The sequence below is a fragment of the Bacillus cereus group sp. MYBK227-1 genome (assembly GCF_051916325.1).
GTDB classification, from domain to species: Bacteria; Bacillota; Bacilli; order Bacillales; family Bacillaceae_G; genus Bacillus_A; species Bacillus_A cereus.
The window spans coordinates 723,287-746,455 of record NZ_JBQAGK010000003.1 but is presented as its reverse complement, the minus strand read 5'-3'; the positions used below and the strand labels follow the sequence as shown (position 1 = coordinate 746,455).

Sequence of the window (23,169 nt, the reverse complement as noted above, 5' to 3'; positions counted from 1 at the left end):
CGTTTATTTTTGTCTTTTTACATTTTGAGGTCTTACAATACTTGGTCGTACTTTTAAACTAGACATCGTTGGACGGAGTAAAATTTTTGTTAATGCGCCCCAATCAAATGGTAAAAACGGCCATAAATAAGGTGTTTGTAAACTTTTTATAGACGTTAAAAATAAAATTAATATCGTCATACCAATTACAAATCCCATCTCATGGAAGAGACCTGTTAAAATAATAACAAACAATTTCCCAACCTTATTCCCTAATCCTAATTCATAACTCGGTGTTGCATATGCACCAATCATCGAAACTGCTACATACAAAATTACTTCTGGCACAAACAAACCTACATCAATTGCAATTTGACCAATTAATATAGCGGAAATCAACCCTGCTGCAGACGATAACGGCGTTGGAGTATGAATGGCTGCCATCCTTAAAAACTCAAGTCCGACCTCTGCCATTAACACCTGTAATAAAATTGGTAAATGCGTCATCTTAGTCGGTCCAATAAAAGCAAGATTTGCTGGCAAAAGAGTTGGATCAAATACAAACACTAACCAAAATGGTAATAAAAATAACGAGAATATAACACCTAAAAAGCGCACCCAGCGTAAAAATGTACCGACAGCTGGATTTTGTCTAAACTCTTCCGCGTGCTGTAAATGATGAAAATATGTTGTCGGTGTAATCATAGCACTTGGCGATGTGTCAACAAGTACTAACACATGTCCTTCTAGTAGATGATTTGCTGCTACATCTGGCCTTTCTGTATATCGAATAAGTGGAAATGGGTTATAGCTTTGCTTTACAACAAATTCTTCTACTGTTTTATCCGCCATCGTAATTCCATCTACATCGATGTTATTTAATTCTTGTTTTATAATCTTTACTAAATCTGGATTTGCAACATCTTGAACGTATGTAATGCAAATATCCGTTTGTGATCTATCTCCTACTCGAACCATTTCATTTCGAAGACGTGGATCTCGAATTCTTCTACGGATTAATGCTGTATTTACAACGATATTTTCAACAAATCCATCCCTTGCACCGCGTACTACCTTTTCGGTATCTGGTTCTGTCGGCGTTCGCCCTGGATAACTACGAACATCGATTGCAAACGCTTCCGTTTCACCTTCCACAAATATCACGATGAGTCCTGATAATACTTGGAGCATTACCTCATCCATCGTTTTCACTTTACTTACTTGTTGATGGATTAAGCGATTCTCTAAAAGCTTCACTGTATCTTCTTCTACATCCCTTATCTCATTTGTATCCACCGCTTCTTCTAAAATAGGGATAATATAATTTGTATCACAAAGTCCGTTTACAAATAACACACCAATTTCTTTATTCAAAATTTGAAATTTACGAATGCCAACATCGTATGTAACGCCTAGCCCAACTGTCTGCTTTAAATAATTTTCATTGTCACTTATGAAAGTTGATATAGGGATATCCACTTTTTTAGGCTTCGTCATAAAAACCACTCCTTTCCAAAATTAATTGAATTGCTTTCTTCGTAATAGGTGATCCCCTCTCCCATTCATCATTTCCACACATCTTACCAATGTCACCGACTCCAACGATGACAGGAACATTCAAGTCATCTAAACAATAAATTGTATCTCCGCTAATTCTGCCAATTTCGCCATCTGGAAGTCCAAATTTATCAACACCGTATTCGGTTAAATTCCCATTCCGATCTACACTTACATCTACACGTGCCCATTCCCAATGATGCGTATTAGACGCTACCGCTAAAATACCGAGCACATCAATTTGTTTATGGGTAGCCACATATTTTAAAGCCTTTTCACCAGATCCTTCTCCAATAAATCCACTGTCATCAAACATGACAAATACAGGGTCATATGGCGTTTGCATAATAAGCTCAACAACTTTTTTCCCTGTCAATTTGGTTGGATTACTTTGTGATGCTGAAATACACCTTCCCCCAAATTCCTTCGTTAAAAGCTCAATTGTCCGCTTTGCATATTCATCTCCATCTGTGACCAAAACAACCCTTCGTCTCATTTGATTTATCCTTTCGGTTTACATATAAGTGCTATAAAAAACGAAAACAATATCGCTGCGGAAATGCCCGCAGACGTTAAACTAAACATGCCAATACCAATTCCTAAATATCCATGTTTTTCTGCTGCATGCATTGCTCCGTGCAATAGTGAATGTCCAAAACTTGTAATAGGGACTGTTGCTCCAGCACCTGCAAACTTTATTAGTTTATCGTACAATCCAAATCCATCTAAAATTGCTCCGATGACTACAAAAGTTGCCATTAAATGAGCTGGTGTTAACTTTACGAAATCTAACAATAGTTGCCCAATTAAACAAATAACTCCACCTACAAGAAATGCATATATAAAATCCACAATTCACTCTCCTTTAACTCTCTCAAATACGACACCATGTGCAATTGTTGGAATCGTTTCCTTCTGTTGCATCATCATCGGGCTTAATAATGCACCAGTCGCAACGACAAAAATTCGTTGTAAATTCCCTTTTTGCATCTCGTGTAATAAATGACCATATGTGACAACTGCTGAACAAGCGCAACCACTACCACCTGCAAACACTTCTTCTTGACTTGATTCATAAATCATCAATCCACAATCATTGTATATATGCCCAAGATCATAACCTTCCTCAAGTAAAAGTTGTTTCGCAATCGGCGTCCCAACAGCTGATAAATCACCCGTAACAATCAAATCATAATCATCGGCACTTCTTCTTAAATCTTCAAAATGTTGTTGAATTGTATGAGCTGCTGCTGGAGCCATCGCTGCCCCCATATCCAAAGGATTTGTAATTCCTAAATCTTGCACTTTTCCAATTGTAGCCGACGTAATTTTAATTGCACTTTTTTCATTGCTAATTAATATAGATCCTGCACCAGTCACAGTTGAATTTGCTGTCCCTGGCTTTTGTCCACCGTACTCTGTTGGATAGCGAAATTGTCTTTCAGCCGTTGCATTATGACTACTTACTGTAGCTAAGACACGATTTGCAAATCCACCGTCTATAAAAGCTGAGCCAACTGCTAAAGTCTCCATAGACGTCGCACAAGCGCTAAACATTCCTAAAAAAGGAATGCCCCACTTACGCGCAACATAATTTGCTGTCACTGTTTGATTTAATAAATCTCCCGCTAAAAAGAAATCAATTTGCGATGTTTTTATATTCCCTTTTTGCACTGCTTGTTGAATTGAGTCTGACATTAATCTTCGTTCGGCAAGCTCCCAATTTTCTTCTCCACAATGCAAGTCACCATATGAAATATCAAATTTTTTCCCAAGAGGGCCCTCAGCTTCTTTCGGACCGACAGCAGTACCCGTTGCATTCACATATATATCATTTTGAAATACCCACGTTTGTTTTCCGGTCAACCTCATACTAGCCCTCCTTTAAGACATAAAAATTTTAAAGGTATACCTTATTAACCCAATGATATATGCACCAACAACCCCAAATACAATCACACTTCCTGCCAGTTTAAACATATTTGTAGCAATCCCTAGAACAACCCCTTCGCTCTTATGTTCTAAGGCAGCGCTTGCCATAGAATTTGCAAATCCTGTTACCGGTACCGCTGATCCTGCTCCAGCAAATTGACCGATTTTATCATATACACCACACCCTGTTAAAATCGCGGATAATAAAACAAGGGTTGCAACAGTTGGGTTTCCTGCCTCTTGTTCACTGAAGTGAAAATAATGTATATAAAATTTCATCAATACTTCTCCAACTGTGCAAATGAGTCCACCTACAAGAAATGCTTTGATACAATTTAGTAAATAGTTTGGCTTTGGATGATACTCCTTCACTTTATTTATGTAATCATCCTTCAATTTCTGACTTGTCATTTATATACTGCCTCCTACTTTACGAAATAAATCCAGTGAAACAACGATCCTATTACTTTCCCAAGTACAAGAGCAACGAGTAAAACAATAATCTTCCCCTCTACCCCTACTCGTTTCGCTAAAATAGGCAGAACATTTAACACCTCTGTTAATGCCGCAGCAAGCATTCCGATGAATGTGCCACAAAATATCCCTAATATAACGAGCCAATACTGCGACGTTTGAAATGTAATGTTTTTCAAACTGCACCAAGCCCCTGTTAAAGTACCTGCAATGACTGCCCACTCAAAATATTGAATATGCTTTCCACTTCTCGTTAATTGGGCTAAACGGGGGATTATACCAAGTACAGCTAAAAATGCGACATATCCGCTACCTACCGCAATCCCTCCAGCTAAACCAATTAAAATAACAAATCTAGACTCAATCATCGGCAAGTTGTTTCATATTATCCTTGTTTTCATTAACGATTACATACTGATCAAGTGACTGTTGGTATTGAAACATCTCAACTTCTAACGGACTCGGCTCTTCATTAATTCGCTTTTGAAATACATGATTAAAAAATAAAACCATCCCTAAGCCAAGACCTAAAGAATAAGGGATTTGAAATAAAAGTGGTTGCGCATTAAATTCTCCAGTAATCATGTAATATAACCGTTGATGTACTTGTTGCATACTTACATCTTCATGGAAATAAATGATCGCAAGGGCCGCTCCAATGAACAGTAACAGCCATACAAGCCCGAAAAAAATTGGGTGTGTCTTCTTTTTTTCGTATATAATTTCAACAAGAGTTTGTCCAGAACCGAGTAAATTAATTTGTACATGAGATGCTTTCTGTTGAATAATCTCAATTACTTTCATAACATCAATTACAACATGCGTCTTATCATGCGCTGTTATTTTGTAAACTATCTCATTTTGTAACAACTCAACTACGGAAGAATCTCCGGCAAGTTGAGCAACATCGCCCAGCTTTACTTCATAAGTAGGAGAAACTTTTAAACGATTGCGCATTTTAATATAAATCGTTTGTTCCAACTTTCATTCACCCCTTCACTCTTCCTCGTAGTTGTAGTATGGTTATTGAATTTTTTTCTAATACAATTTTTTCATAAAAAAACATCTGCACCATTTCGGTACAGATGTTTTTTACTTATGCCTTTTTCTTAAATAAGTTTACAATACTTAATGCAAGCCCTCCCCAAATGACTACTATTCCAATAACCATCATCATAATCGCTGATCCACTCATTATGAAACACCTCGATCTTTCCATTCTTTTTCAAGCTTGGCAGAATCCGAATGAATTTGTGCATCCCATTTTTTCAGGCCAATGATTATTGCAACTATGAGGAATGCTGCTGCTATCGACCAACCATACGTTACAACAAACTCAGTCGGATAATCTCCGTAGTTCTTTTTAATATTTTGGATTGTACCATCAATTAGCATATACCCTAACATAAGCGGAGTAATAACGAGTAAACTCACTCTCCAAAACGTTCCTAATTTAATATCAGATACAAAGTTTGCATGATTTTGATAAACTGGTAAACGGCGTAAAATGAGCCCTATCGTAACTACTTCCGCAAGTGCAATTGTAATTAATCCGAAATTATTAGCGAAATAGTCGACAACATCTAAGAACATAAGTCCACCACGTGTTGCAAAAACAAGAGAAACTAACACGAGAAGGGTTCCCATAATTCCAATAGTTTTTTCCCGACTTAAACTGAATTTTTCAGATACAGCGGCAAAGCATACTTCCGCGAGTGAAATAAGTGATGTAATTCCAGCAACCGTTAACGATAAGAAAAATAAAACACCAAACAACGGTGACATCGGCAATTCATTAATAATTTGGGGAAATACTACGAACGCAAGCCCAACGCCAGCACTTGCTACTTTATCAACCGGTACTCCCATATTATTTGCCATAAATCCAAGAGCTGCAAAGACCCCAATACCTGCTAATAATTCAAATCCTGAGTTTGCAAATCCAGTAATAAAGGCATTATTTGTTGTATCCGAGTTTTTCGGTAAATAACTAGAATACGTAATCATAATTCCAAATGCTAAAGATAAACTAAAGAATATTTGACCGTAAGCAGCAAGCCATACTTTCCCATCAAAAATACGACTCCAATCTGGTTTAAAGAATGCATCTAGTCCTTGCATAGCACCTTCCATCGTCACTGCACGAACAACGATAATAAGGAACATAACAACTAATAAAGGGATAAATATACGGTTAACAACTTCGATTCCTTTTTTAACTCCTTTAAATGCAACGCCAAGCACAATAATCCAAACGAGAGCTAACGGAATTAATACTTCTGGTACAAGTCCTCCAAATTGTCCTGGCTTATCTGCAACATGTAAGTACTCTTTAAATAAAAATGATTGCGTGTCTTTTCCCCATGCTCCAGTAATTGCAAAGTATGTATACGATATAGACCAAGCAATAATCACTGCATAATATGTTGAAACAATAAATGTTACGCACATTTGCCACCATCCAATAAATTCTGCACGCGGGCTAATACGGAAAAATGTAAGTGGTGCTGAGCCACGATGACGATGACCAAGGGCAAACTCAAACGCTAACAATGAAATACCAGTCGTTAATAATGCAAATAAATACGGTAAAAAGAATGCTCCTCCTCCATTTTCATACGCTGTATAAGGAAAACGCCATATGTTTCCTAATCCAACGGCAGATCCGACCGCTGCGAAAATAAATCCAGCTCTCGTTCCCCATTGTTGCCTCGTTTCCATGTTTCCTTCCCCCTTTATGACAAGTTCATACTTGGATTATATTTTAAATTGACTAAATTATCAATAAATTCTGTTAATTTTTGCGAAAATTAACATCTCTCTCCTATTAACGGCATAAAAAAATCGAATAGACAATTATTCGTCTATTCGATCTTTCATCTGTTTTAATATTTTCTTTTCAAGTCTTGAAACTTGTACTTGCGAAATGCCTATGCGCTCTGCTACTTCTGACTGTGTTTGATCTTTATAGTAACGCAAGTATACAATTAAGCGCTCTCGTTCATCTAGTTCTCTAATCGCTTCTTTTAAAGCAATTTTATCGAACCATTTCGTTTCAGATTGATCTGCAATTTGATCTAAAATAGTGATTGGATCTCCATCGTTTTCATATACAGTTTCATGTATAGATGAAGGGGCCCGGCTCGCTTCTTGTGCTAGAACAACTTCCTCTGGCGTTAGTTCTAGTGCCTCTGCCACTTCATTAATCGTTGGAGCCCTTCCGAATTCTTTCGAAAGCTCATCTCTCATCTTTCGAATTTTGTTTCCTGTTTCTTTTAAAGACCTACTAACTTTCACTGATCCATCATCGCGTAAGAAACGTTGTATTTCACCAATAATCATTGGAACTGCATATGTTGAAAATTTCACGTCGAAAGATAAATCAAATTTATCTACCGATTTCAAGAGCCCAATACATCCAATTTGAAATAGGTCGTCTGGTTCGTATCCTCGATTAAGAAACCGCTGTACAACCGACCAAACGAGGCGCATATTACTTTGAACGATTGTATCTCTCGCTTGTTGATCTCCATCTTGACTTTTTTGAATTAACGCTTTTAGCTCGTGGTCCTTTAACTGAGGTTTCTTCTTCTCATTTTTGACCTCTATGTCCATAGGCTATTCTCCTTAATTGCATAGAGCGTTACTATTTGATAAGTATTTTGTCAAATGGATTGTTGTCCCGAAAGATTCGTTTGAAATAACTTCTACTTCATCCATAAAATTTTCCATGATAGTAAATCCCATTCCGGAACGCTCTAATTCAGGTTTAGTTGTAAAAAGGGGTTGTCTCGCTTCATCTAAGTTAAAGATTCCAATCCCTTCATCTCGAATCGTGAGTTTCACCATTGCTTCTTCCAAAATTACAGAAATATAAACAATACCTTCTGCATTTCCTTCGTATCCATGAATAATTGCATTTGTAACCGCTTCTGACACAACTGTTTTAATCTCCGTTAATTCTTCCATCGTTGGATCTAGTTGTGCAATGAAAGCCGCCACTGTAACGCGAGCGAATGATTCATTTTGACTTAATGCTGAAAATTGAAGGTTCATTTCATTTCTCATCTATGCCACCCCCAACGTCGCGAGCGCGTGCGCTTCACTTTCTTCTAAGCGAACGATTTTGAATAAGCCCGACATTTCAAATAAACGCTTAACAGGCGGTGAAATTGCACAAACAACCATTTCTCCACCTAATCCCTTTACGTGTTTATATCGGCCTAATATAACACCTAGACCAGAACTATCCATAAACGATAAGTTCTCTAGGCTCAAAACAATATGATGAACACCATGTGTCTCAATCATATCTGTTACTTTCGTTCGCAACTCTTCAGCCGTATGATGATCTAATTCACCCTCTAGTCTCACACATAGGACGTCACGTTTTACTTCTAATTGCATGGAAAGACTCACACGATTTCCTCCTTATGCTCAAACTTTACTTATTCACATACATAAAGATTTTCGTGATACAAAATAAGAATCCTTCCTGCTGACAAAAGAAGAACTATTTCGTCATAAAGTGAAACCTTTCAGCATTATTCACTTACATACGAATAGAAAAGCGGCAAAATATTTGCCGCTATTTTGATGTTGAAAACATCCCAAAACTTCTTTTAAATAACTCCCACCAGCTCGCTGCAGCAACATCTTCTTTTGCTACAATTGTTTGTTTTAATAAAACATCTTTATCTTTTTTAATAACAAGTGTACCAAGCGCGTCACCTTTTTTAATCGGTGCTTTTACTTTCTTTTCAGCAATTACTTCTTGTTTTACCTTGTCCATATTCTCGCCCTTCTTCATAAGAAGAGAAACATTATCTGACGCAACTAAATCTACTTTTTCTTTTTTCCCTTTTCCTACTTGAACTGTCTTAATTTTTTCGCCGCGCGTATACAATTTCTTTGTCATATATTGTCCAAATGCATAGTCAAGAAGCTTCGTCACTTGGTTGTTCCGTTCTTTTGATGTTGGTGCTCCCATGACAACTGAAATGACACGCATGCCATTTTTTTCAGCCGATGCTGTTAAACAATATTTCGCTTCTGTCGTAAAACCTGTTTTTACTCCATCTACGCCAGGATAAAAACGTACTAGTTTATTCGTATTAACGAGCCAAAACTTTTTATCCGTATCTTCACGTAAATAATCTTCGTACTTACCTGTGTATTTACGAATAAGTGGATACTTCATCAATTCTCTCGCCATTATAGCCATATCATTTGCTGTCGAATAATGGTCTTTGGCCGGAAGACCTGTTGGATTTTGAAAATGTGTATTTTTCAGCCCTAAATCTTTCGCCTTTTTGTTCATCATATTTACAAATCCTTCTTCTGAACCTGCGATGTGCTCGGCTACTGCAACAGATGCGTCATTTCCAGATGCAATTGCAATACCCTTTAACATCTCATTTACAGTCATCTCTTCCCCAGGTTCTAAAAAGATTTGCGATCCACCCATTGAAGCTGCATGTTCACTCGCTCTAACTTTATCGGTCAGTTTTAGTTTTCCTTTTTCAACTTGTTCCATAATTAAAAGCATTGTCATAATCTTTGTCATACTAGCAGGTGGTAATTTTTCATTTGGGTTTTTATCAAATAAAACTTTACCTGTATCTTGCTCAATTACGATTGCTGACGACGCTTGTTCCGCTAACTTCGGCGTTGTTTCTTCTGTTTTCTCCTGCTTCGTTTTTTCAGATTGCGCAAAACTCACTGAAGTTCCAGAAAGCAATAACATGAAACAAACAAGTATTCCAAAAACTCGCTTCATGACTAACCCTCCATTCTATATCAGACCTATTTTTTCCAATTCTCCTTTTTTTAATACCAATTTTTTCTATTATTTTCAGTTGACAAATACATTCGTCCCCTATATTGTATTAAGTGTATTACATATAGTAGTACACTTAATACATATGAGGAAGGAGACATTGCTCTTGCATATTCAACTTGACCCAAGAAGCAACACTCCGATATGGGAACAAATTGTTCAAAATATAAAAGAACTCGTATTGAAAAGCATGTTGGCTCCAAGTGATAAACTTCCTTCTGTACGCGAACTCGCTTCTTTACTCGTTATAAATCCAAATACAGTGAGTAAAGCGTATCAAGAGTTAGAGCGACAAGGAATTATTGAAACGTTACGAGGAAAAGGAACATTTGTATCCCAATCGATTACCCCAACATTAGACGAAAGGAAAATCGCTATGGTTGAAAAGCAATTTCATCAATTACTATTAGAAGCCTCTTATCTTGGTGTTACGAAAGATAAAATTCATGATTGGATAGATTCATACTATAAAGAGATTGGAGGAAATACGGATGCTGAAAGTGACAAGCTTGAAGAAAACAATTGATACTCAAACAATTTTAGACGATGTTTCTTTCACATTACAAAAAGGTAGTATCATCGGGTTACTTGGAAGAAACGGCGTGGGAAAAACAACTTTATTACGAACGATGGTCGGCATTTTAGACCCAGACGAGGGAACTGTTACATATGAGGATATCGACATTCATAAGAATCCTGAAACGAAACAAAAAATCGTATATGTTCCGGATTCTACTAACATACTGAACGGTTATACAGTAAAAGAAATCGTGAAGTTTTATAAAGCAGTTTATACAGCTTTTGATGAACCATATTTCTATGAACTACTAGAACATTTCAACTTACCAAATAAACGAATTCGTAGTTATTCAAAAGGAATGAAAGCACTGCTTGCCATCATTTTAGCTGTTGCTGCAAAAGCAGAATATATTATTTTAGATGAACCAACAAACGGACTTGATCCTATCGTTAAAAGACAGATTTTACAGTTTCTCGTTGGAGAAGTTGCAGAAAAAGAAATTACCATTTTCATCTCTACCCATCATTTAGATGAAGTGGAACAAATTGCAGATACAATCATTATGTTAAAAGGACATACTGTAGCATCTATTACGTCACTAGACGATGCAAAATCACAATTTGCAAAAATACAAGTAGCTTACGAGCGTTCATTACCTCAAAAACTAGAAAACTTAAGCAATATTAAAATATTAAATCAAACAGGAAAAGTATATACAATCTTAATTGAAGGAAATGTGGCTACAACACTCGAGAAGTTTTATAAAGAACAACCACTGCTCATTGAAGAATTAACAATGTCACTTGAAGATGTCTTCGTTACGACACTGGAGGAGGATGGATATGTTTCATAAAGCGTTATGGATGTGGAATTGGAAGCGTGGGAAATATGCTGCGTTACTTTTTCTCTTCAGTTCACTTTATTTTTTATCTTTCGAATACTATCAAGCAGCAGAAACTCAACAGTCTCTCTTTCTCCATCCAGAAAAAATAGGTGAAGAAAAGTTCTACTATCATTATTCTTTTTATTCTTCTAATAGCTTTTGGTTAAGTATTATTACAATTATCCTATCCTGTATATTAATTGGCTGGGAGCGAAGTAATCAAAATGGAGATTCACTTATGACATTTCCATTTAAAAGACGTGATATGTTCTTATCGAAGTGGGTTTTCGGTGGATTTTTCATTGTACTATCATTTCTAATCAATTGGGGTCTTATGTATTTTATTTATAAATCTACGATTCACTTTGAATATCAATCTTTCGAACCGTTTCATCGATATTTCTTGTATGCAATTTTCACATATATCGCTATCTATACTGTCTCTTTATGTATAGGTACATTTACTGGCAGTATTATTTCACAAAGCATCTTCAGCATTACTTTTTGCATAATGGGAATGGGAATCTTTTCACTCTTACTCCTTTTCTTTACAGCTCATGCTGAGGCAATACAAGGGAATAAAAGTTATACGAATTTCGAAAACATTTATAAATTCAATAAAAAGACCAACATTTCAAGCGCTATATTAGACTTTTCAATTAGTTATAATTACCACCCTACTGTCCAATCAGATGAAGATCATGGAAAAGTAATACAAAGGGGACCCACTTTTCATAGTTACTACTCTGCAAAAGTAATACTTGTTCCTATCTTCTATACTATTTCCAGCTTACTAATTGGTATGTTTCTTTATGCACGATCACCTAATGAACATAATAAGAAAATTTTCCTTTTCCCAAAATACAACTCACTCTGGATGTGGGGTACTACCTTTTATTTTGCATTAATAGGTGGGCAAATGTTAAAACGTTTTGATTTATTATTTAGTTACTATGTTGGGTTCTTTTTATTTGGAATCGTCACTTATTTTATATTATCACGTCTTACAAACTATAAAGTTTTTTAAAGGAGAGATCCTATGTTTCAAAAAGCATTATGGGTGCATACCTACAAACAAAGTAAATATATTATTTGGCTATTTTGGTTAGTAAGTTTTTATGTACTATCATATAAATACTATTTAGCAGCTGCCGAGCAATTAAAATATTTTCATGAACATAATGAATGGAAATATATATACCGATATAATTATCAACTTTCACTTCCCGATGCTATTATGGTTCAAGGAGGACTCCTTATTATATTAGCCTGCATTCTTATTGGATGGGAACGTCAAAATCAATCAAGTGACATTTTATGGTCTATGCCATTTAAACGAACACATCTCTTCATAACGAAATGGCTTTTTGGCGTGTGTAATATTGTAGCTATCGTTATACTAAATTGGGGACTTTTTGCTATTATGAAAAAGACAACCTTTCATAATAAGTATCAAATATTTTCACCATTTCATACTTACTTCTTGTACATGGTTATCATCTTAGTTGCTATCTATACACTTGCATTATGCATAGGAACAATTGCTGGTAATATGATTTCACAAGGATTCTTCAGTGTTGCTATACTTGGATTCCCTTTTATTTTGCCGACTCTAATTGCCGGAGCTATTTCTATTCATACGGTTGGACTTACTTCCAATCATACCGTCTATACGGAGGAAAATGTAGATCGTTACGGTTCAGTAATAGAAAAAATGAGTATTTTAGCGCCAGTTCGCGGATTCAATATTAATTTTAATTACGATCCTCAACGTGCTTATACTGATCAACAAGGCGTACGTCATGATGAACCTAATTTTACATATATTCCTTCAGCAACAAAACTTACCGGTCCAATCGCAAATATGCTTATTCTATTCCCTTTAGGAATGTACTTATATACAAGATCACCTAATGAACAAAACGGAAACTTTTTATTATATCCGAAGCTTAAAACACTATGTATGATATGTTGTGTAATCTTTATTGGAATGTTTGGAGGAATGGCAGCGGGCGGAAGTCGTTCTATCTTAAATTATTATATTGGTTTTATAGGGACCAGTATGATAGTCTACCTACTATTATCTCGCTTATTAAAATTTAAATTTTCTTGGCGTGTAAAATAACCTCCTCTTTAAGAGGAGGTTATTTTAAATTCTCTCTCCTATCCCCATACACCATCTCTTCTTTCATTCCAAATCCATCACCATTTTGCACAATTTGCTCTGTCGGGGCAACTACACTTTCGGCAATTTTCCATTCCCCACGCTCTTTTACGAATACTTGTAGAAAATAGTTCATGCCATCTAATTGATATGCATTTTCTTTTTTCACATTATAGTGAATCGCAATGTAGTACACTTGAATGTTTTCTTTCCCTATTTTTGATACGTATTGCGATAGTCTCGGTATATAAAGTGCTGCTTTCTGAAAAGATAGTTGCTTCGCTTTAACAAGCGATGAACTTGTTACATTACGTAATGTGTCCCGATTACGAATATTATCGCTATGGTGGAATAATACTGCGTTTTGCATAGAACGAACCCATAATTTCGAATATAAGACTGTATTATCATTTTCAATGTACTTCACTTCTTTTCGCACTACTTGGATAGGCGTATCTGCGTACGTGAATGTTTGAAAACAGAAAAAACCACCAAATAAAATGGTAAGTGCAGCAATATATTTCATAATCTTTCCTCCAATCTTTTAATTAAAGTATCGGAGTTTCAAAATATTTTTATTCAAAAGAAAAAGGATAGGAATGCTTTCGCTTCCTATCCTCATTTATTATAATACGCGGCCAAATAGTTCTAAGACCATTTCTATTTCTTGGTCGCTCCAACCTTTAAATCTCTCTTTATAATATTCTTTACGCACAGCTTCAAGTTTTTCAGTTACTTCTCTTCCGTGCTCTGTAATTTCTAAGTACACGATTCGACGATCTGAATTAGAACGTTTTCTTTCTACTAATCCTTTTCGTACGAGACGATCTGTAACAGCTGTAATATGACTGGAGGTTACGTTTACTTCACTCGCAATTTGCGAAGCCATCTGTGGACTGTTTAAAAATAACGCACGTAATACAGAAAATTCATTATATGGCATATGTTCTGCAAAACGTGTATTAATATCATTTTGTAATAAACGTATCATTTTTCGAAATGATGCAGATAAATCTAAAATCAGCGTTTCTCTTTTTTCGTTCAATAGCCTCGTCCCTTTTTTATCATATTTACACATATTATAATCTATAAATACCTATGTTGTATATGCTTTCTTTCCTCAACATTCTCATTTATGTAACTTTTTTCATATAAATTTCTTTTTTGTTCACACATATACATATAAAAAGGATGGTGATGGAAAATGCAGGGTGGAATGAATCCTTATTTACACAACGTACGCACTGCTAATACTGGTAAAGAAGCTACTATTACTGTACAAGGAGAAGGTGTTGTAAAAGCAAAACCGAATGTTGTTATATTAACACTCGGCATTCGAACAGATGATAAAAATGTAAAACAGGCTCAAGAAGAAAATGCAGTGCAATCCAAACAATTGCTGGATGCACTTAAACAGCTTGGTATTGCCGATAAAGATATAGAGACGATTTCTTATACAATTACTCCTCAATACGAATATGTAAATGATAAAGCATTGCTGCAAGGATACCGCGTGGAGCATTTGTATGAAATTACCGTTTTAAATGTACAAAAAGCTGGGGAAGTATATGATATAGCCGTTTCAAATGGTGCAAATGTAGCAAAAGGTTTACGTTTCCGAGTATCTCATCCAAATAAATATTATGAGCAAGCTCTCATTCAAGCTCTGCACCAAGCAGTAGAAAAAGCTCGTGCTATTGCGAGTACATATAATTTAAATATTAATCCTGTTCCCCTCTCATTCGTTGAAGAATCTGCCCAATTACCAAGGGAGGTTACGTCTTATGCTACTTTACATGCGCAAGCAGCCCCGCCTATTCAATCGGGAGAGTTAGAAATTATTTCAACAATACGGGCAATTTTTACGTATTTATAAATAATTTCATTTATAAGTAAACGTTATCATTTTCCTTGTTGTAAAAACATGATGTTCTGATATAATAAAGGACGGTGAGCTCTTACGAAAGAGATATCACGGGTGGGAGAGGGATATGAAAAAGAAGGTTTAACATGAAAGGAATACTTGAAAGAACATTTAAATTAGGTTTACACGAAACATCACCAAAACAAGAAGTTTTAGCTGGAGTTACGTCATTTTTCACGATCGTATATATTATGATTGTAAATGCATCAATTTTATCCGATGCTGGCATTCCTCTTGAAGCTGGAATTTTAGCAACTGTTTTCAGTTCATTTGTCGGATGTCTACTCATGGCATTTTGGGCAAATGCACCTGCTATTCTTGTCCCTGGTATGGGTGTAAATGCATTCTTCACGTACACAGCTGTGCATACGCTTGGACTAACTTGGCAAGAAGCATTGGCTGCTGTCTTTATCTCTGGTATTATTTTTGCAATTGCCGCTTTTACACCAATCGCTCGCGTGCTATCAGTATCAATTCCAAAGTCATTAAAGGAAGCAATTACTGTCGGCATCGGATTATTTTTAGCGTTTATCGGATTGCAAAAAGGTGGCTTAGTCGTTTCGAACCCAAATACTGCTGTTGCAATGGGTAAATTAAGTAACCCTGTCGTTCTTGCGACCGTGCTTACTCTTATCGTTGCACTTGTACTATTTATTCGTAACGTACGTGGAAACTTTTTATGGACGATTGCAATAGGAACTGGTATTGCATGGCTATTTGGCCTTGTTGATACAAGTCAAATCGGAAATAGTTCATTCTCATTCGCTAATTACGGCGATGTGTTTGGAGCTATGTCATTTGGCAAACTTTCTTCCTTACCGTTTTGGATTGCAACATTCTCCTTAAGCATGGTGCTTATTTTTGAGAACATGGGACTTCTGCACGGTTTATTAGAAGATGACCGTAAATTCCCACGTGCTTACGAAGCCAATGCAATTTCAGCAATGACATGTGGTATATTTGGCACAAGCCCTACCGTATCAACAGTAGAGAGTGCCGCAGGTATTACTGCAGGCGGAAAGACAGGTCTGACGTCTATCGTTACGGGGTTGTTATTCTTTGCATCATTGTTTGCACTTCCGTTTGTCAAACTAATTCCTGATAGTGCCATTGCACCAATCTTAATTATTATTGGCGGCCTGATGATTACAAGCATTCAGCAAATTCCTCTGAACGATTTTTCAGAAGGATTTCCAGCGTTCTTAATTATCGTCATGATCCCGCTCACATATAGTATCGCTGATGGCATTGCGTTCGGATTTATTGCTTACCCTATCTTAAAAGTTGCTCTTGGAAAGCGTAAAGAAGTCGCACCATCTATGTATATCATTACATGCTTATTCTTAGCTATGTTTGTATTACATGCTATTGGTTGAAAAAAAACACCGAGGAAATCCTCGGTGTTTTTTTACTTAAACCATCCTTTTTTATAAAACCAGGCCATCATTCCGCCGCCAATTAATGCCATTAGAAGAAGACAAATAAAATAACTATATTGTCCACCAAGCTCTGGCATATGCGTAAAGTTCATTCCATATACTCCCGCAATAAATGTTAATGGCATGAAAATAGTCGAGAATACAGTTAATGTTTTCATAATGTTATTCATATGATGTGAGTTTAATGAAAAATAACTATCCCGAATATCCGCCGTTAACTCTCGACTTGCCTCAATCATTTCCGTAAGTTTAAGTAAATGATCATGTATATCTTTAAAATAAATCTCATGATCACTTATACCGTAAAAACGAGTGGAATTCAAAATACGATACAATAAATCACGCATTGGAATAATTGTACGTCTTAACTTAGATAAATCTGCCCTAATATCAAATACTTCTTCTAGTACGGCTCCTGCTGTCTCACCTGTTAAATTATCATCAATCGCATTTAAATGATCTTCAATGTAATATACAGGTGCGAAATAATCATCTACAATTTGATCAGTGATCGTATGTGCTACATGTAAAGGTCCTTTCTTAATCCGCCTCTTCTCACCAAGTGTTTTCCATACTCTTTCAATTGCATTATTATGAGAAAAATGGAAAGAAACAATATAGCGATCACTAACAAACAAATCAATTTCATGTGGTTCTAGCCCATCTTCTCCAAACGCGTGAAGAACTAAAAAGTTATATCCATCATAAAAATCAACTTTTGGCCTCTGTACGTATTCTAGACAGTCTTCAATTGCAAGGGGATGGAACTTAAAATGGTCTTGCAGAATATATGTATACTCTTCTTTCGTTGGCTTATATAAATCTAGCCAATACCATACAATATGGTCTTTCTTTGTTTCTTCTAAAGAAACATCATATAATACTTCATCTGTTTTTGTTACTGCACAAATTCTAATCATAATTTCACCCATTATTATTATAAACAAAAAATAGTAAAAAAAGCCAAGGAGAAATCTCCTCAGCTTTTTTTATTACTTCGTTACGATACCGTGTACTAAAGTTGGTGCATCTACGTGTTCTTTAGAGATCTTCATGTTCTCATAAATTTTCGCTTTTACATCTTCAACATTTTCGCGGTTTGCGTAAATTGTAACGAGAGATTCACCTTGCTTCACGCTATCGCCTACTTTTTTGCGCAGCATTAGACCAACTGCTAAATCAATTTCAGACTCTTTCGTTGCACGTCCTGCTCCTAAAAGCATTGCTGCTGTTCCGATTTCGTCTGCAACGATTTCTGATACATATCCGTCTTCTTTCGCTTCCACTTCAATTTTAAATTGTGCTTGTGGCAATTTAGAAGGGTCATCAACAACAGATGCGTCACCGCCTTGCGCTGATAAGAACGTTTTAAATGATTCTAGCGCTTTTCCGTTGTTCATTACTTCAATTAGCTTTTCACGTGCATCTTCTAAAGATGAAGCTTGTCCAGCAAGGTACACCATTTGACTTCCAAGTGTTAAACATAGCTCTTCTAAATCTTTCGGCCCTTTACCTTGTAATGTATCAATTGCTTCTTGAACTTCTAATGCGTTACCGATAGCTTCACCGAGTGGTTGACTCATATCAGAAATAACTGCCATCGTATTACGACCAACGTTATTACCGATACGTACCATTGCTTCTGCTAAACGTTTTGCATCTTCATCCGTTTTCATAAATGCACCTGCTCCAGTTTTTACATCAAGAACAATTGCATCTGCACCAGCAGCAATTTTTTTACTCATAATCGAACTTGCAATAAGCGGAATTGAGTTTACTGTTGCTGTTACATCACGAAGTGCATATAGCTTTTTATCAGCAGGTGTTAAGTTACCACTTTGGCCGATAACAGCGATTTTGTTTTCATTTACAAGACGCATGAATTCATCGTTTTCAATTTCCACATGGAATCCTGGAACTGCTTCTAATTTATCAATTGTACCACCAGTATGTCCTAAACCGCGTCCAGACATTTTCGCTACTGGTACATCTAAAGCAGCTACTAATGGACCTAATACAAGTGTCGTTGTATCACCAACACCACCTGTTGAATGCTTATCTACTTTTACACCTTCAATAGCCGATAAGTCGATTGTATCACCGCTATTTACCATTGCCATCGTTAAATCAGCACGCTCTTGATCGTTCATATCTTGGAAGAAAATTGCCATTGCAAGTGAACTTACTTGATAATCAGGAATATCACCATTCGTATATCCTTCAACAATAAAGTTAATTTCTTCTGTCGTTAATGCATGTCCGTCACGTTTTTTTGCAATTAGGTCCACCATTCTCATTGTGAAGTCACCCCTTCATTTGTTTTACGATTGCTTTTACTAATGCTAAGAAGTTAGCTTTAACACGTTCTGTCGTTTCAATTACTTCATCGTGGTGAAGTGGTTGATCTAAAATACCAGCTGCCATATTTGAAATACAAGAAATACCTAATACTTTCATACCAGCGTGACGCGCTACAATTACTTCAGGTACTGTTGACATACCAACTGCATCTCCGCCAAGTGTACGAAGCATACGAATTTCAGCAGGTGTTTCATATACAGGACCTGTCATTCCTACGTATACACCTTCTTGTACTTTAATATTTAAGTCTGCTGCAACTTGTTTCGCCATTTCGCGAAGTTCTACTGTATATGATGTAGACATATCAGGGAAACGTACGCCCATTTCAGAATCATTCGGTCCGATTAATGGATTCGTACCCATGAAGTTAATGTGGTCTGAAATTAACATAAGATCGCCTGGCTCAAATGATGTATTTACACCACCAGCTGCGTTTGTTACAACTACTGTTTCTACACCTAGTTCTTTCATAACACGAACTGGGAATGTTACTTTTTGCATGTCGTATCCTTCATAGAAGTGGAAACGTCCTTGCATTGCTACTACTGTTACACCTTGAAGTGTACCAAATACTAGTTGACCTGCATGGCCTTCTACAGTTGATACTGGGAATTCAGGGATTTCACTGTAAGGTACTGTTACTGCATTCTCAATTTCGTCTGCTAATACACCTAGTCCTGATCCAAGGATTAGTCCTACTTGTGGTGTCTCTTGAAATTTCTCTTTTAAGTATGAAGCTGATTTTGTAATAAGTTCACGATTCATTTGTTTATCCCCCTATTTCTTTAGCTCGTTTAAGAAGCTTGTTCCGTATTCTGGCATTTTCACACCGAAGTTTTCTGCTACTGTTGCACCAATATCAGCAAATGTTTGACGAAGTGGTAACTCTTGTCCGCCTTCTTTCATGCTTGGGCTATATGCTAATAATGGTACATATTCACGTGTATGGTCAGTACCAGGGTGAATTGGATCATTACCGTGGTCTGCTGTAATTAATAATAGATCATCTTCTTTTAGTTTTGCGAATACTTCTGGAAGACGTGCATCATATTCTTGCAGAGCTTCTCCGTATCCTTGTGGATCACGGCGGTGGCCGAATAATGCATCAAAGTCAACTAAGTTTAAGAAGCTAAGACCTGTAAAGTCCATATTTAATGTATCTACAAGCTTATCCATTCCATCCATGTTAGACTTCGTACGAAGTGATTCTGTTACCCCTTCACCATCATAAATATCAGAGATTTTACCAATAGCAATTACATCGTAGTCACTATCTTTTAATTCGTTCATTACTGTACGGCCGAATGGTTTTAATGCATAGTCATGACGATTTGGTGTACGTGTAAAGTTTCCAGGTTCACCAACGAATGGACGAGCAATAACACGACCTACCATGTATTTCTCATCTAATGTTAATTCACGTGCAATTTTACAGATTTTATATAACTCATCAAGTGGCACTACTTCTTCGTGTGCTGCAATTTGCAATACGCTATCAGCAGAAGTATAAACGATTAAAGAGCCTGTTTCCATTTGCTCTTGACCAAGTTCATCAAGAATCTCAGTTCCAGAAGCTGGCTTATTACCGATAATTTTACGGCCTGTTTTTTCTTCTAATTCATCAAGTAATTCTTTTGGGAATCCTTCTGGGAACACTTGGAATGGTGTATCAATGTAAAGGCCCATGATTTCCCAGTGACCTGTCATTGTATCTTTACCAGTAGATTTCTCTTGCATTTTTGTGTAATATCCAAGTGGTTTCTCTACTTTAGAGATACCTTTCATTTCTCGAATGTTACCAAGACCTAATTTCACCATGTTAGGCATTTGTAACCCATTCATATGTTCAGCAATGTGACCAATTGTGTCAGATCCTAGATCACCAAATTGCTCAGCATCTGGTGCTTCACCGATTCCCACAGAGTCCATTACGACTAGGAATATACGTTTATATTTATTCATAACTGCGACCTCCTATAAGTTCAGTTCTACTTCTTGTAGTATGTTCAAAACGCTATAAAGTGAAACTGTTATCCAAAAGAATTCTCATTGTCAAACAGTACTTCTTTAAATCATTTTCTAACCTATTTCGTTTACTTGAAACGATTCAAAAACATTTCTAGTTTTTTCTAAGTCAGATGTCAGACATCTGATACTGATATCATAACATGTTTACGCTTTCTTTTTAATACATTTTCGTAGAATTTCTCATTTTCTTCACACTTCTATTGTAATCCATTCTGCAACGAAGTGCTAATTTTTTTATGATTTATTTCTTCATATTAAAAATAAAAAGTAGCTCTAAAGAGCTACTTTTTATTTTACTTCTATTGTTTCTTCTTTATGTTCATGCAATTCGCCTTTTCTTACATGTACTTTCACTTTGTAAGCACCGTTCTCTTTGAAAGTATGTTTCGTTTCATACTCTCCTTTATTCCCTTCTTTCGCTGGAATAAATTCGTGTTTTTCAACACCATCTTTCCAAATCTCTAGTTGTACTTCTGCACCAGTTAATGCTTCTTCTTTTTGCTTTAAATGAACTTTCATTGTAGATTCAGCATTTGCCTTTATGTCTCCAGCCATAAGATGGATCATTGTGTCACTTTTATGATCTCCATGTCCTGCACTGTGATCACTATTTTCTTTTTTCGCATCTTCTACTTTCGCATTTCCTACAGCAACTTTCACTTCTGGCATAACGTGCATTTCACGTGCATTTGTGTGAGCAATAATATGGTATACTCCATCCGTTTCGAATGTTTTCTCTACTGCATAAACACCTTTTCCTTTATGCTTACCATCTAACATCTCGTGCTTTTCGTCGCCATCTTTCCAAATTTCAAACTTTACATCATCGGCATCCGTTACTTTTTCTTTCCCTTGTGTAACAAGTGCTTGTACTTCTGTTTTTTCACCTGGTTTAATTTCTTTCGGATTTGTTTGGACTGCTACTTTTACAGCTTCAAGTTTCTGTTCTTTTTTCGGTTCTTCTTTGTTTGTATTACAGCCAGCCAACGCTAGCATCGCGATAAATAAAGTTATAATCAGTTTTTTCATCATCATTTCCTCCTTTATACTTTATTTAGTATAGAGGAAATACATTGTAATATTCTAGTCTTCTGCTGAAAACAATATACGAAATGTTTGTGAAGTTTCTGTGAAACGGTCTTCCCCTCTTAATCTATGAAAAAAAGAGCATAGTAACTATGCTCTCGGATGAAACTGTTTATATACATCTTTTAATCTAGTTTTTGAAACGTGCGTATAGATTTGCGTAGTTGAAATATCTGCATGTCCAAGCATTTCTTGTACAGCACGTAAATCTGCTCCATTTTCTAATAAGTGCGTAGCAAACGAGTGACGCAACGTATGAGGTGTAAGTTCTTTTTCAATATTTGCCTCTTTCGCTAATCGTTTTAATATTTTCCAAAATCCTTGTCTTGATAATCGATTACCATGATGGTTTAAAAAGAGTGCATCCACTACTTTTTTCCCCATTAATTCTCTTCTTCCTTTTTCAATATACTTTTGAATCGCTTCCGTTGCTAAACTTCCTAGTGGAATAATTCTTTCTTTATTCCCTTTCCCTATGCAACGAACAAATCCCATCGTTAAATGTACATCTTCTAAATTGAGTGCAATCAATTCTGAAACACGAAGTCCTGTCGCATACAGTAACTCTAGCATCGCCTTATCACGAATACCAAAAGCACTTGTCATTTTTGGTGTTTGAAGTAACGCCTCTACTTCATCAACTGATAATACCTTTGGTAATTTCCGTTCCCCTTGTGGCGTTTCAATATGTACGGATGGATCGTGTTCTACCGCTCGTTCACGAAGTAAAAATTGGTGGAACGAACGAATTGATGCGATATGACGCGCCAATGTTTTCGAAGATTTTCCGTTCTCTTTTAAATACTGCAAAAAGTTAACAATGTGTAAACGGGTCACTTCATGAAAAGTTTTCGTCTGTTCCACATTTTGCAAATACTTTACGTAGCTTTTTAAATCCCGTTCATAAGATACTACTGTATTCTTTGCTAATCCTTTTTCGACAACCATATAATGAATAAAATCTTTTAATTGATCTTCCACTC

Annotated in this window: 27 protein-coding genes; 6 read left to right on the top strand and 21 right to left on the bottom strand. The window is 36.3% G+C overall.

Going from position 1 to position 23,169, the window contains the following annotated elements:
- Nucleotides 1–3: 3 nt before the first annotated feature.
- From spoVAF to dacF, 13 genes are all read right to left on the bottom strand, one after another.
- Nucleotides 4–1,476: a spore germination protein SpoVAF gene (gene spoVAF / locus ACTFRM_RS17245; protein ID WP_000165595.1), complete on the bottom strand. Its 1,473-nt coding sequence runs from the start codon at nt 1,474–1,476 to the stop codon at nt 4–6.
- Complete coding sequence (locus ACTFRM_RS17240; protein ID WP_001254415.1) at nt 1,463–2,032, bottom strand: stage V sporulation protein AE; 570 nt, start codon at nt 2,030–2,032, stop codon at nt 1,463–1,465. Before ACTFRM_RS17240 ends, spoVAF begins: the two co-directional genes overlap by 14 nt.
- A gap of 5 nt (nt 2,033–2,037) precedes the next feature.
- Nucleotides 2,038–2,388, bottom strand: coding sequence for a stage V sporulation protein AE (gene spoVAE, locus ACTFRM_RS17235; RefSeq protein ID WP_000345916.1), 351 nt, complete (start codon nt 2,386–2,388; stop codon nt 2,038–2,040).
- 3 nt (nt 2,389–2,391) lie between these two features.
- Nucleotides 2,392–3,408: a stage V sporulation protein AD gene (gene spoVAD, locus ACTFRM_RS17230; RefSeq protein WP_001241166.1), complete on the bottom strand. Its 1,017-nt coding sequence runs from the start codon at nt 3,406–3,408 to the stop codon at nt 2,392–2,394.
- A gap of 12 nt (nt 3,409–3,420) precedes the next feature.
- Nucleotides 3,421–3,879 carry a stage V sporulation protein AC gene (gene spoVAC, locus ACTFRM_RS17225; protein ID WP_000203810.1) on the bottom strand — a complete coding sequence of 153 codons (459 nt, stop codon included), beginning with the start codon at nt 3,877–3,879 and terminating at the stop codon, nt 3,421–3,423.
- Between the two features lie 14 nt (nt 3,880–3,893).
- A complete protein-coding gene (gene spoVAB, locus ACTFRM_RS17220) occupies nt 3,894–4,310 on the bottom strand; it encodes a stage V sporulation protein SpoVAB (protein WP_440043470.1) in 417 nt (138 codons plus the stop codon).
- Nucleotides 4,303–4,923 carry a stage V sporulation protein AA gene (locus tag ACTFRM_RS17215; protein WP_000438369.1) on the bottom strand — a complete coding sequence of 207 codons (621 nt, stop codon included), beginning with the start codon at nt 4,921–4,923 and terminating at the stop codon, nt 4,303–4,305. Before ACTFRM_RS17215 ends, spoVAB begins: the two co-directional genes overlap by 8 nt.
- Nucleotides 4,924–5,038: 115 nt before the next feature.
- Nucleotides 5,039–5,137: a methionine/alanine import family NSS transporter small subunit gene (locus ACTFRM_RS17210; RefSeq protein ID WP_000016828.1), complete on the bottom strand. Its 99-nt coding sequence runs from the start codon at nt 5,135–5,137 to the stop codon at nt 5,039–5,041.
- Nucleotides 5,137–6,663: a sodium-dependent transporter gene (locus ACTFRM_RS17205; protein ID WP_000450088.1), complete on the bottom strand. Its 1,527-nt coding sequence runs from the start codon at nt 6,661–6,663 to the stop codon at nt 5,137–5,139. The genes ACTFRM_RS17210 and ACTFRM_RS17205 overlap by 1 nt, the downstream gene beginning before the upstream one ends.
- A 135-nt stretch (nt 6,664–6,798) precedes the next feature.
- Nucleotides 6,799–7,557, bottom strand: a complete 759-nt coding sequence (gene sigF / locus ACTFRM_RS17200) for an RNA polymerase sporulation sigma factor SigF (RefSeq protein ID WP_000350729.1) — start codon at nt 7,555–7,557, stop codon at nt 6,799–6,801.
- 12 nt (nt 7,558–7,569) lie between these two features.
- The gene (gene spoIIAB, locus ACTFRM_RS17195; RefSeq protein ID WP_001243398.1) at nt 7,570–8,010 is read right to left on the bottom strand and encodes an anti-sigma F factor; all 441 of its coding nucleotides are present in this window, start codon (nt 8,008–8,010) and stop codon (nt 7,570–7,572) included.
- Nucleotides 8,011–8,361: an anti-sigma F factor antagonist gene (gene spoIIAA, locus ACTFRM_RS17190; protein ID WP_000059135.1), complete on the bottom strand. Its 351-nt coding sequence runs from the start codon at nt 8,359–8,361 to the stop codon at nt 8,011–8,013.
- 169 nt (nt 8,362–8,530) lie between these two features.
- The gene (dacF, locus tag ACTFRM_RS17185; protein WP_000831998.1) at nt 8,531–9,721 is read right to left on the bottom strand and encodes a serine-type D-Ala-D-Ala carboxypeptidase DacF; all 1,191 of its coding nucleotides are present in this window, start codon (nt 9,719–9,721) and stop codon (nt 8,531–8,533) included.
- A gap of 166 nt (nt 9,722–9,887) precedes the next feature.
- Between dacF and ACTFRM_RS17180 the strand changes: the two genes are divergently transcribed.
- From ACTFRM_RS17180 to ACTFRM_RS17165, 4 genes are read left to right on the top strand one after another with little or no spacing between them, the layout of a single operon-like run.
- Nucleotides 9,888–10,307 carry a GntR family transcriptional regulator gene (locus ACTFRM_RS17180; RefSeq protein ID WP_000548045.1) on the top strand — a complete coding sequence of 140 codons (420 nt, stop codon included), beginning with the start codon at nt 9,888–9,890 and terminating at the stop codon, nt 10,305–10,307.
- Nucleotides 10,273–11,154: an ABC transporter ATP-binding protein gene (locus ACTFRM_RS17175; protein ID WP_173600340.1), complete on the top strand. Its 882-nt coding sequence runs from the start codon at nt 10,273–10,275 to the stop codon at nt 11,152–11,154. The genes ACTFRM_RS17180 and ACTFRM_RS17175 overlap by 35 nt, the downstream gene beginning before the upstream one ends.
- On the top strand, nt 11,144–12,211 hold the full coding sequence (locus ACTFRM_RS17170; protein ID WP_059303470.1) for an ABC transporter permease: 1,068 nt from the start codon (nt 11,144–11,146) through the stop codon (nt 12,209–12,211). The genes ACTFRM_RS17175 and ACTFRM_RS17170 overlap by 11 nt, the downstream gene beginning before the upstream one ends.
- A 12-nt stretch (nt 12,212–12,223) precedes the next feature.
- Nucleotides 12,224–13,309, top strand: coding sequence for an ABC transporter permease (locus ACTFRM_RS17165; RefSeq protein ID WP_173600339.1), 1,086 nt, complete (start codon nt 12,224–12,226; stop codon nt 13,307–13,309).
- A 19-nt stretch (nt 13,310–13,328) separates the two neighbouring features.
- Here the strand turns inward: ACTFRM_RS17165 and ACTFRM_RS17160 are convergent, their stop codons facing one another.
- Together ACTFRM_RS17160 and ACTFRM_RS17155 are read right to left on the bottom strand one after the other, a co-directional pair.
- Nucleotides 13,329–13,874, bottom strand: a complete 546-nt coding sequence (locus ACTFRM_RS17160) for a hypothetical protein (protein WP_033696439.1) — start codon at nt 13,872–13,874, stop codon at nt 13,329–13,331.
- A gap of 99 nt (nt 13,875–13,973) precedes the next feature.
- Nucleotides 13,974–14,393 carry a MarR family winged helix-turn-helix transcriptional regulator gene (locus ACTFRM_RS17155; RefSeq protein ID WP_001003307.1) on the bottom strand — a complete coding sequence of 140 codons (420 nt, stop codon included), beginning with the start codon at nt 14,391–14,393 and terminating at the stop codon, nt 13,974–13,976.
- 159 nt (nt 14,394–14,552) lie between these two features.
- On the opposite strand from ACTFRM_RS17155, the gene ACTFRM_RS17150 reads away from it, so the two are divergent.
- Nucleotides 14,553–15,224, top strand: coding sequence for an SIMPL domain-containing protein (locus ACTFRM_RS17150; protein WP_001161449.1), 672 nt, complete (start codon nt 14,553–14,555; stop codon nt 15,222–15,224).
- Nucleotides 15,225–15,358: 134 nt separating this feature from the next.
- Nucleotides 15,359–16,648, top strand: a complete 1,290-nt coding sequence (locus ACTFRM_RS17145) for an NCS2 family permease (RefSeq protein ID WP_173600338.1) — start codon at nt 15,359–15,361, stop codon at nt 16,646–16,648.
- A gap of 32 nt (nt 16,649–16,680) precedes the next feature.
- On the opposite strand, the gene corA is transcribed toward ACTFRM_RS17145, so the two are convergent.
- The 6 genes from corA to xerD all read right to left on the bottom strand — a co-directional run bounded on the left by corA (nt 16,681) and on the right by xerD (nt 23,167).
- Nucleotides 16,681–17,643: a magnesium/cobalt transporter CorA gene (gene corA / locus ACTFRM_RS17140; protein WP_002026281.1), complete on the bottom strand. Its 963-nt coding sequence runs from the start codon at nt 17,641–17,643 to the stop codon at nt 16,681–16,683.
- Nucleotides 17,644–17,703: 60 nt separating this feature from the next.
- A complete protein-coding gene (locus tag ACTFRM_RS17135; RefSeq protein ID WP_001243069.1) occupies nt 17,704–19,008 on the bottom strand; it encodes a pyrimidine-nucleoside phosphorylase in 1,305 nt (434 codons plus the stop codon).
- A 7-nt stretch (nt 19,009–19,015) separates the two neighbouring features.
- Nucleotides 19,016–19,837: a purine-nucleoside phosphorylase gene (locus tag ACTFRM_RS17130; protein ID WP_001078446.1), complete on the bottom strand. Its 822-nt coding sequence runs from the start codon at nt 19,835–19,837 to the stop codon at nt 19,016–19,018.
- A gap of 12 nt (nt 19,838–19,849) precedes the next feature.
- Nucleotides 19,850–21,034 (bottom strand): phosphopentomutase, encoded by a 1,185-nt coding sequence (gene deoB, locus ACTFRM_RS17125; protein WP_001046079.1) that lies wholly within the window; start codon nt 21,032–21,034, stop codon nt 19,850–19,852.
- Nucleotides 21,035–21,388: 354 nt separating this feature from the next.
- Nucleotides 21,389–22,129 carry a FixH family protein gene (locus ACTFRM_RS17120; RefSeq protein WP_000733456.1) on the bottom strand — a complete coding sequence of 247 codons (741 nt, stop codon included), beginning with the start codon at nt 22,127–22,129 and terminating at the stop codon, nt 21,389–21,391.
- Nucleotides 22,130–22,276: 147 nt separating this feature from the next.
- The gene (gene xerD, locus ACTFRM_RS17115; protein WP_000390088.1) at nt 22,277–23,167 is read right to left on the bottom strand and encodes a site-specific tyrosine recombinase XerD; all 891 of its coding nucleotides are present in this window, start codon (nt 23,165–23,167) and stop codon (nt 22,277–22,279) included.
- Nucleotides 23,168–23,169: the final 2 nt, after the last annotated feature.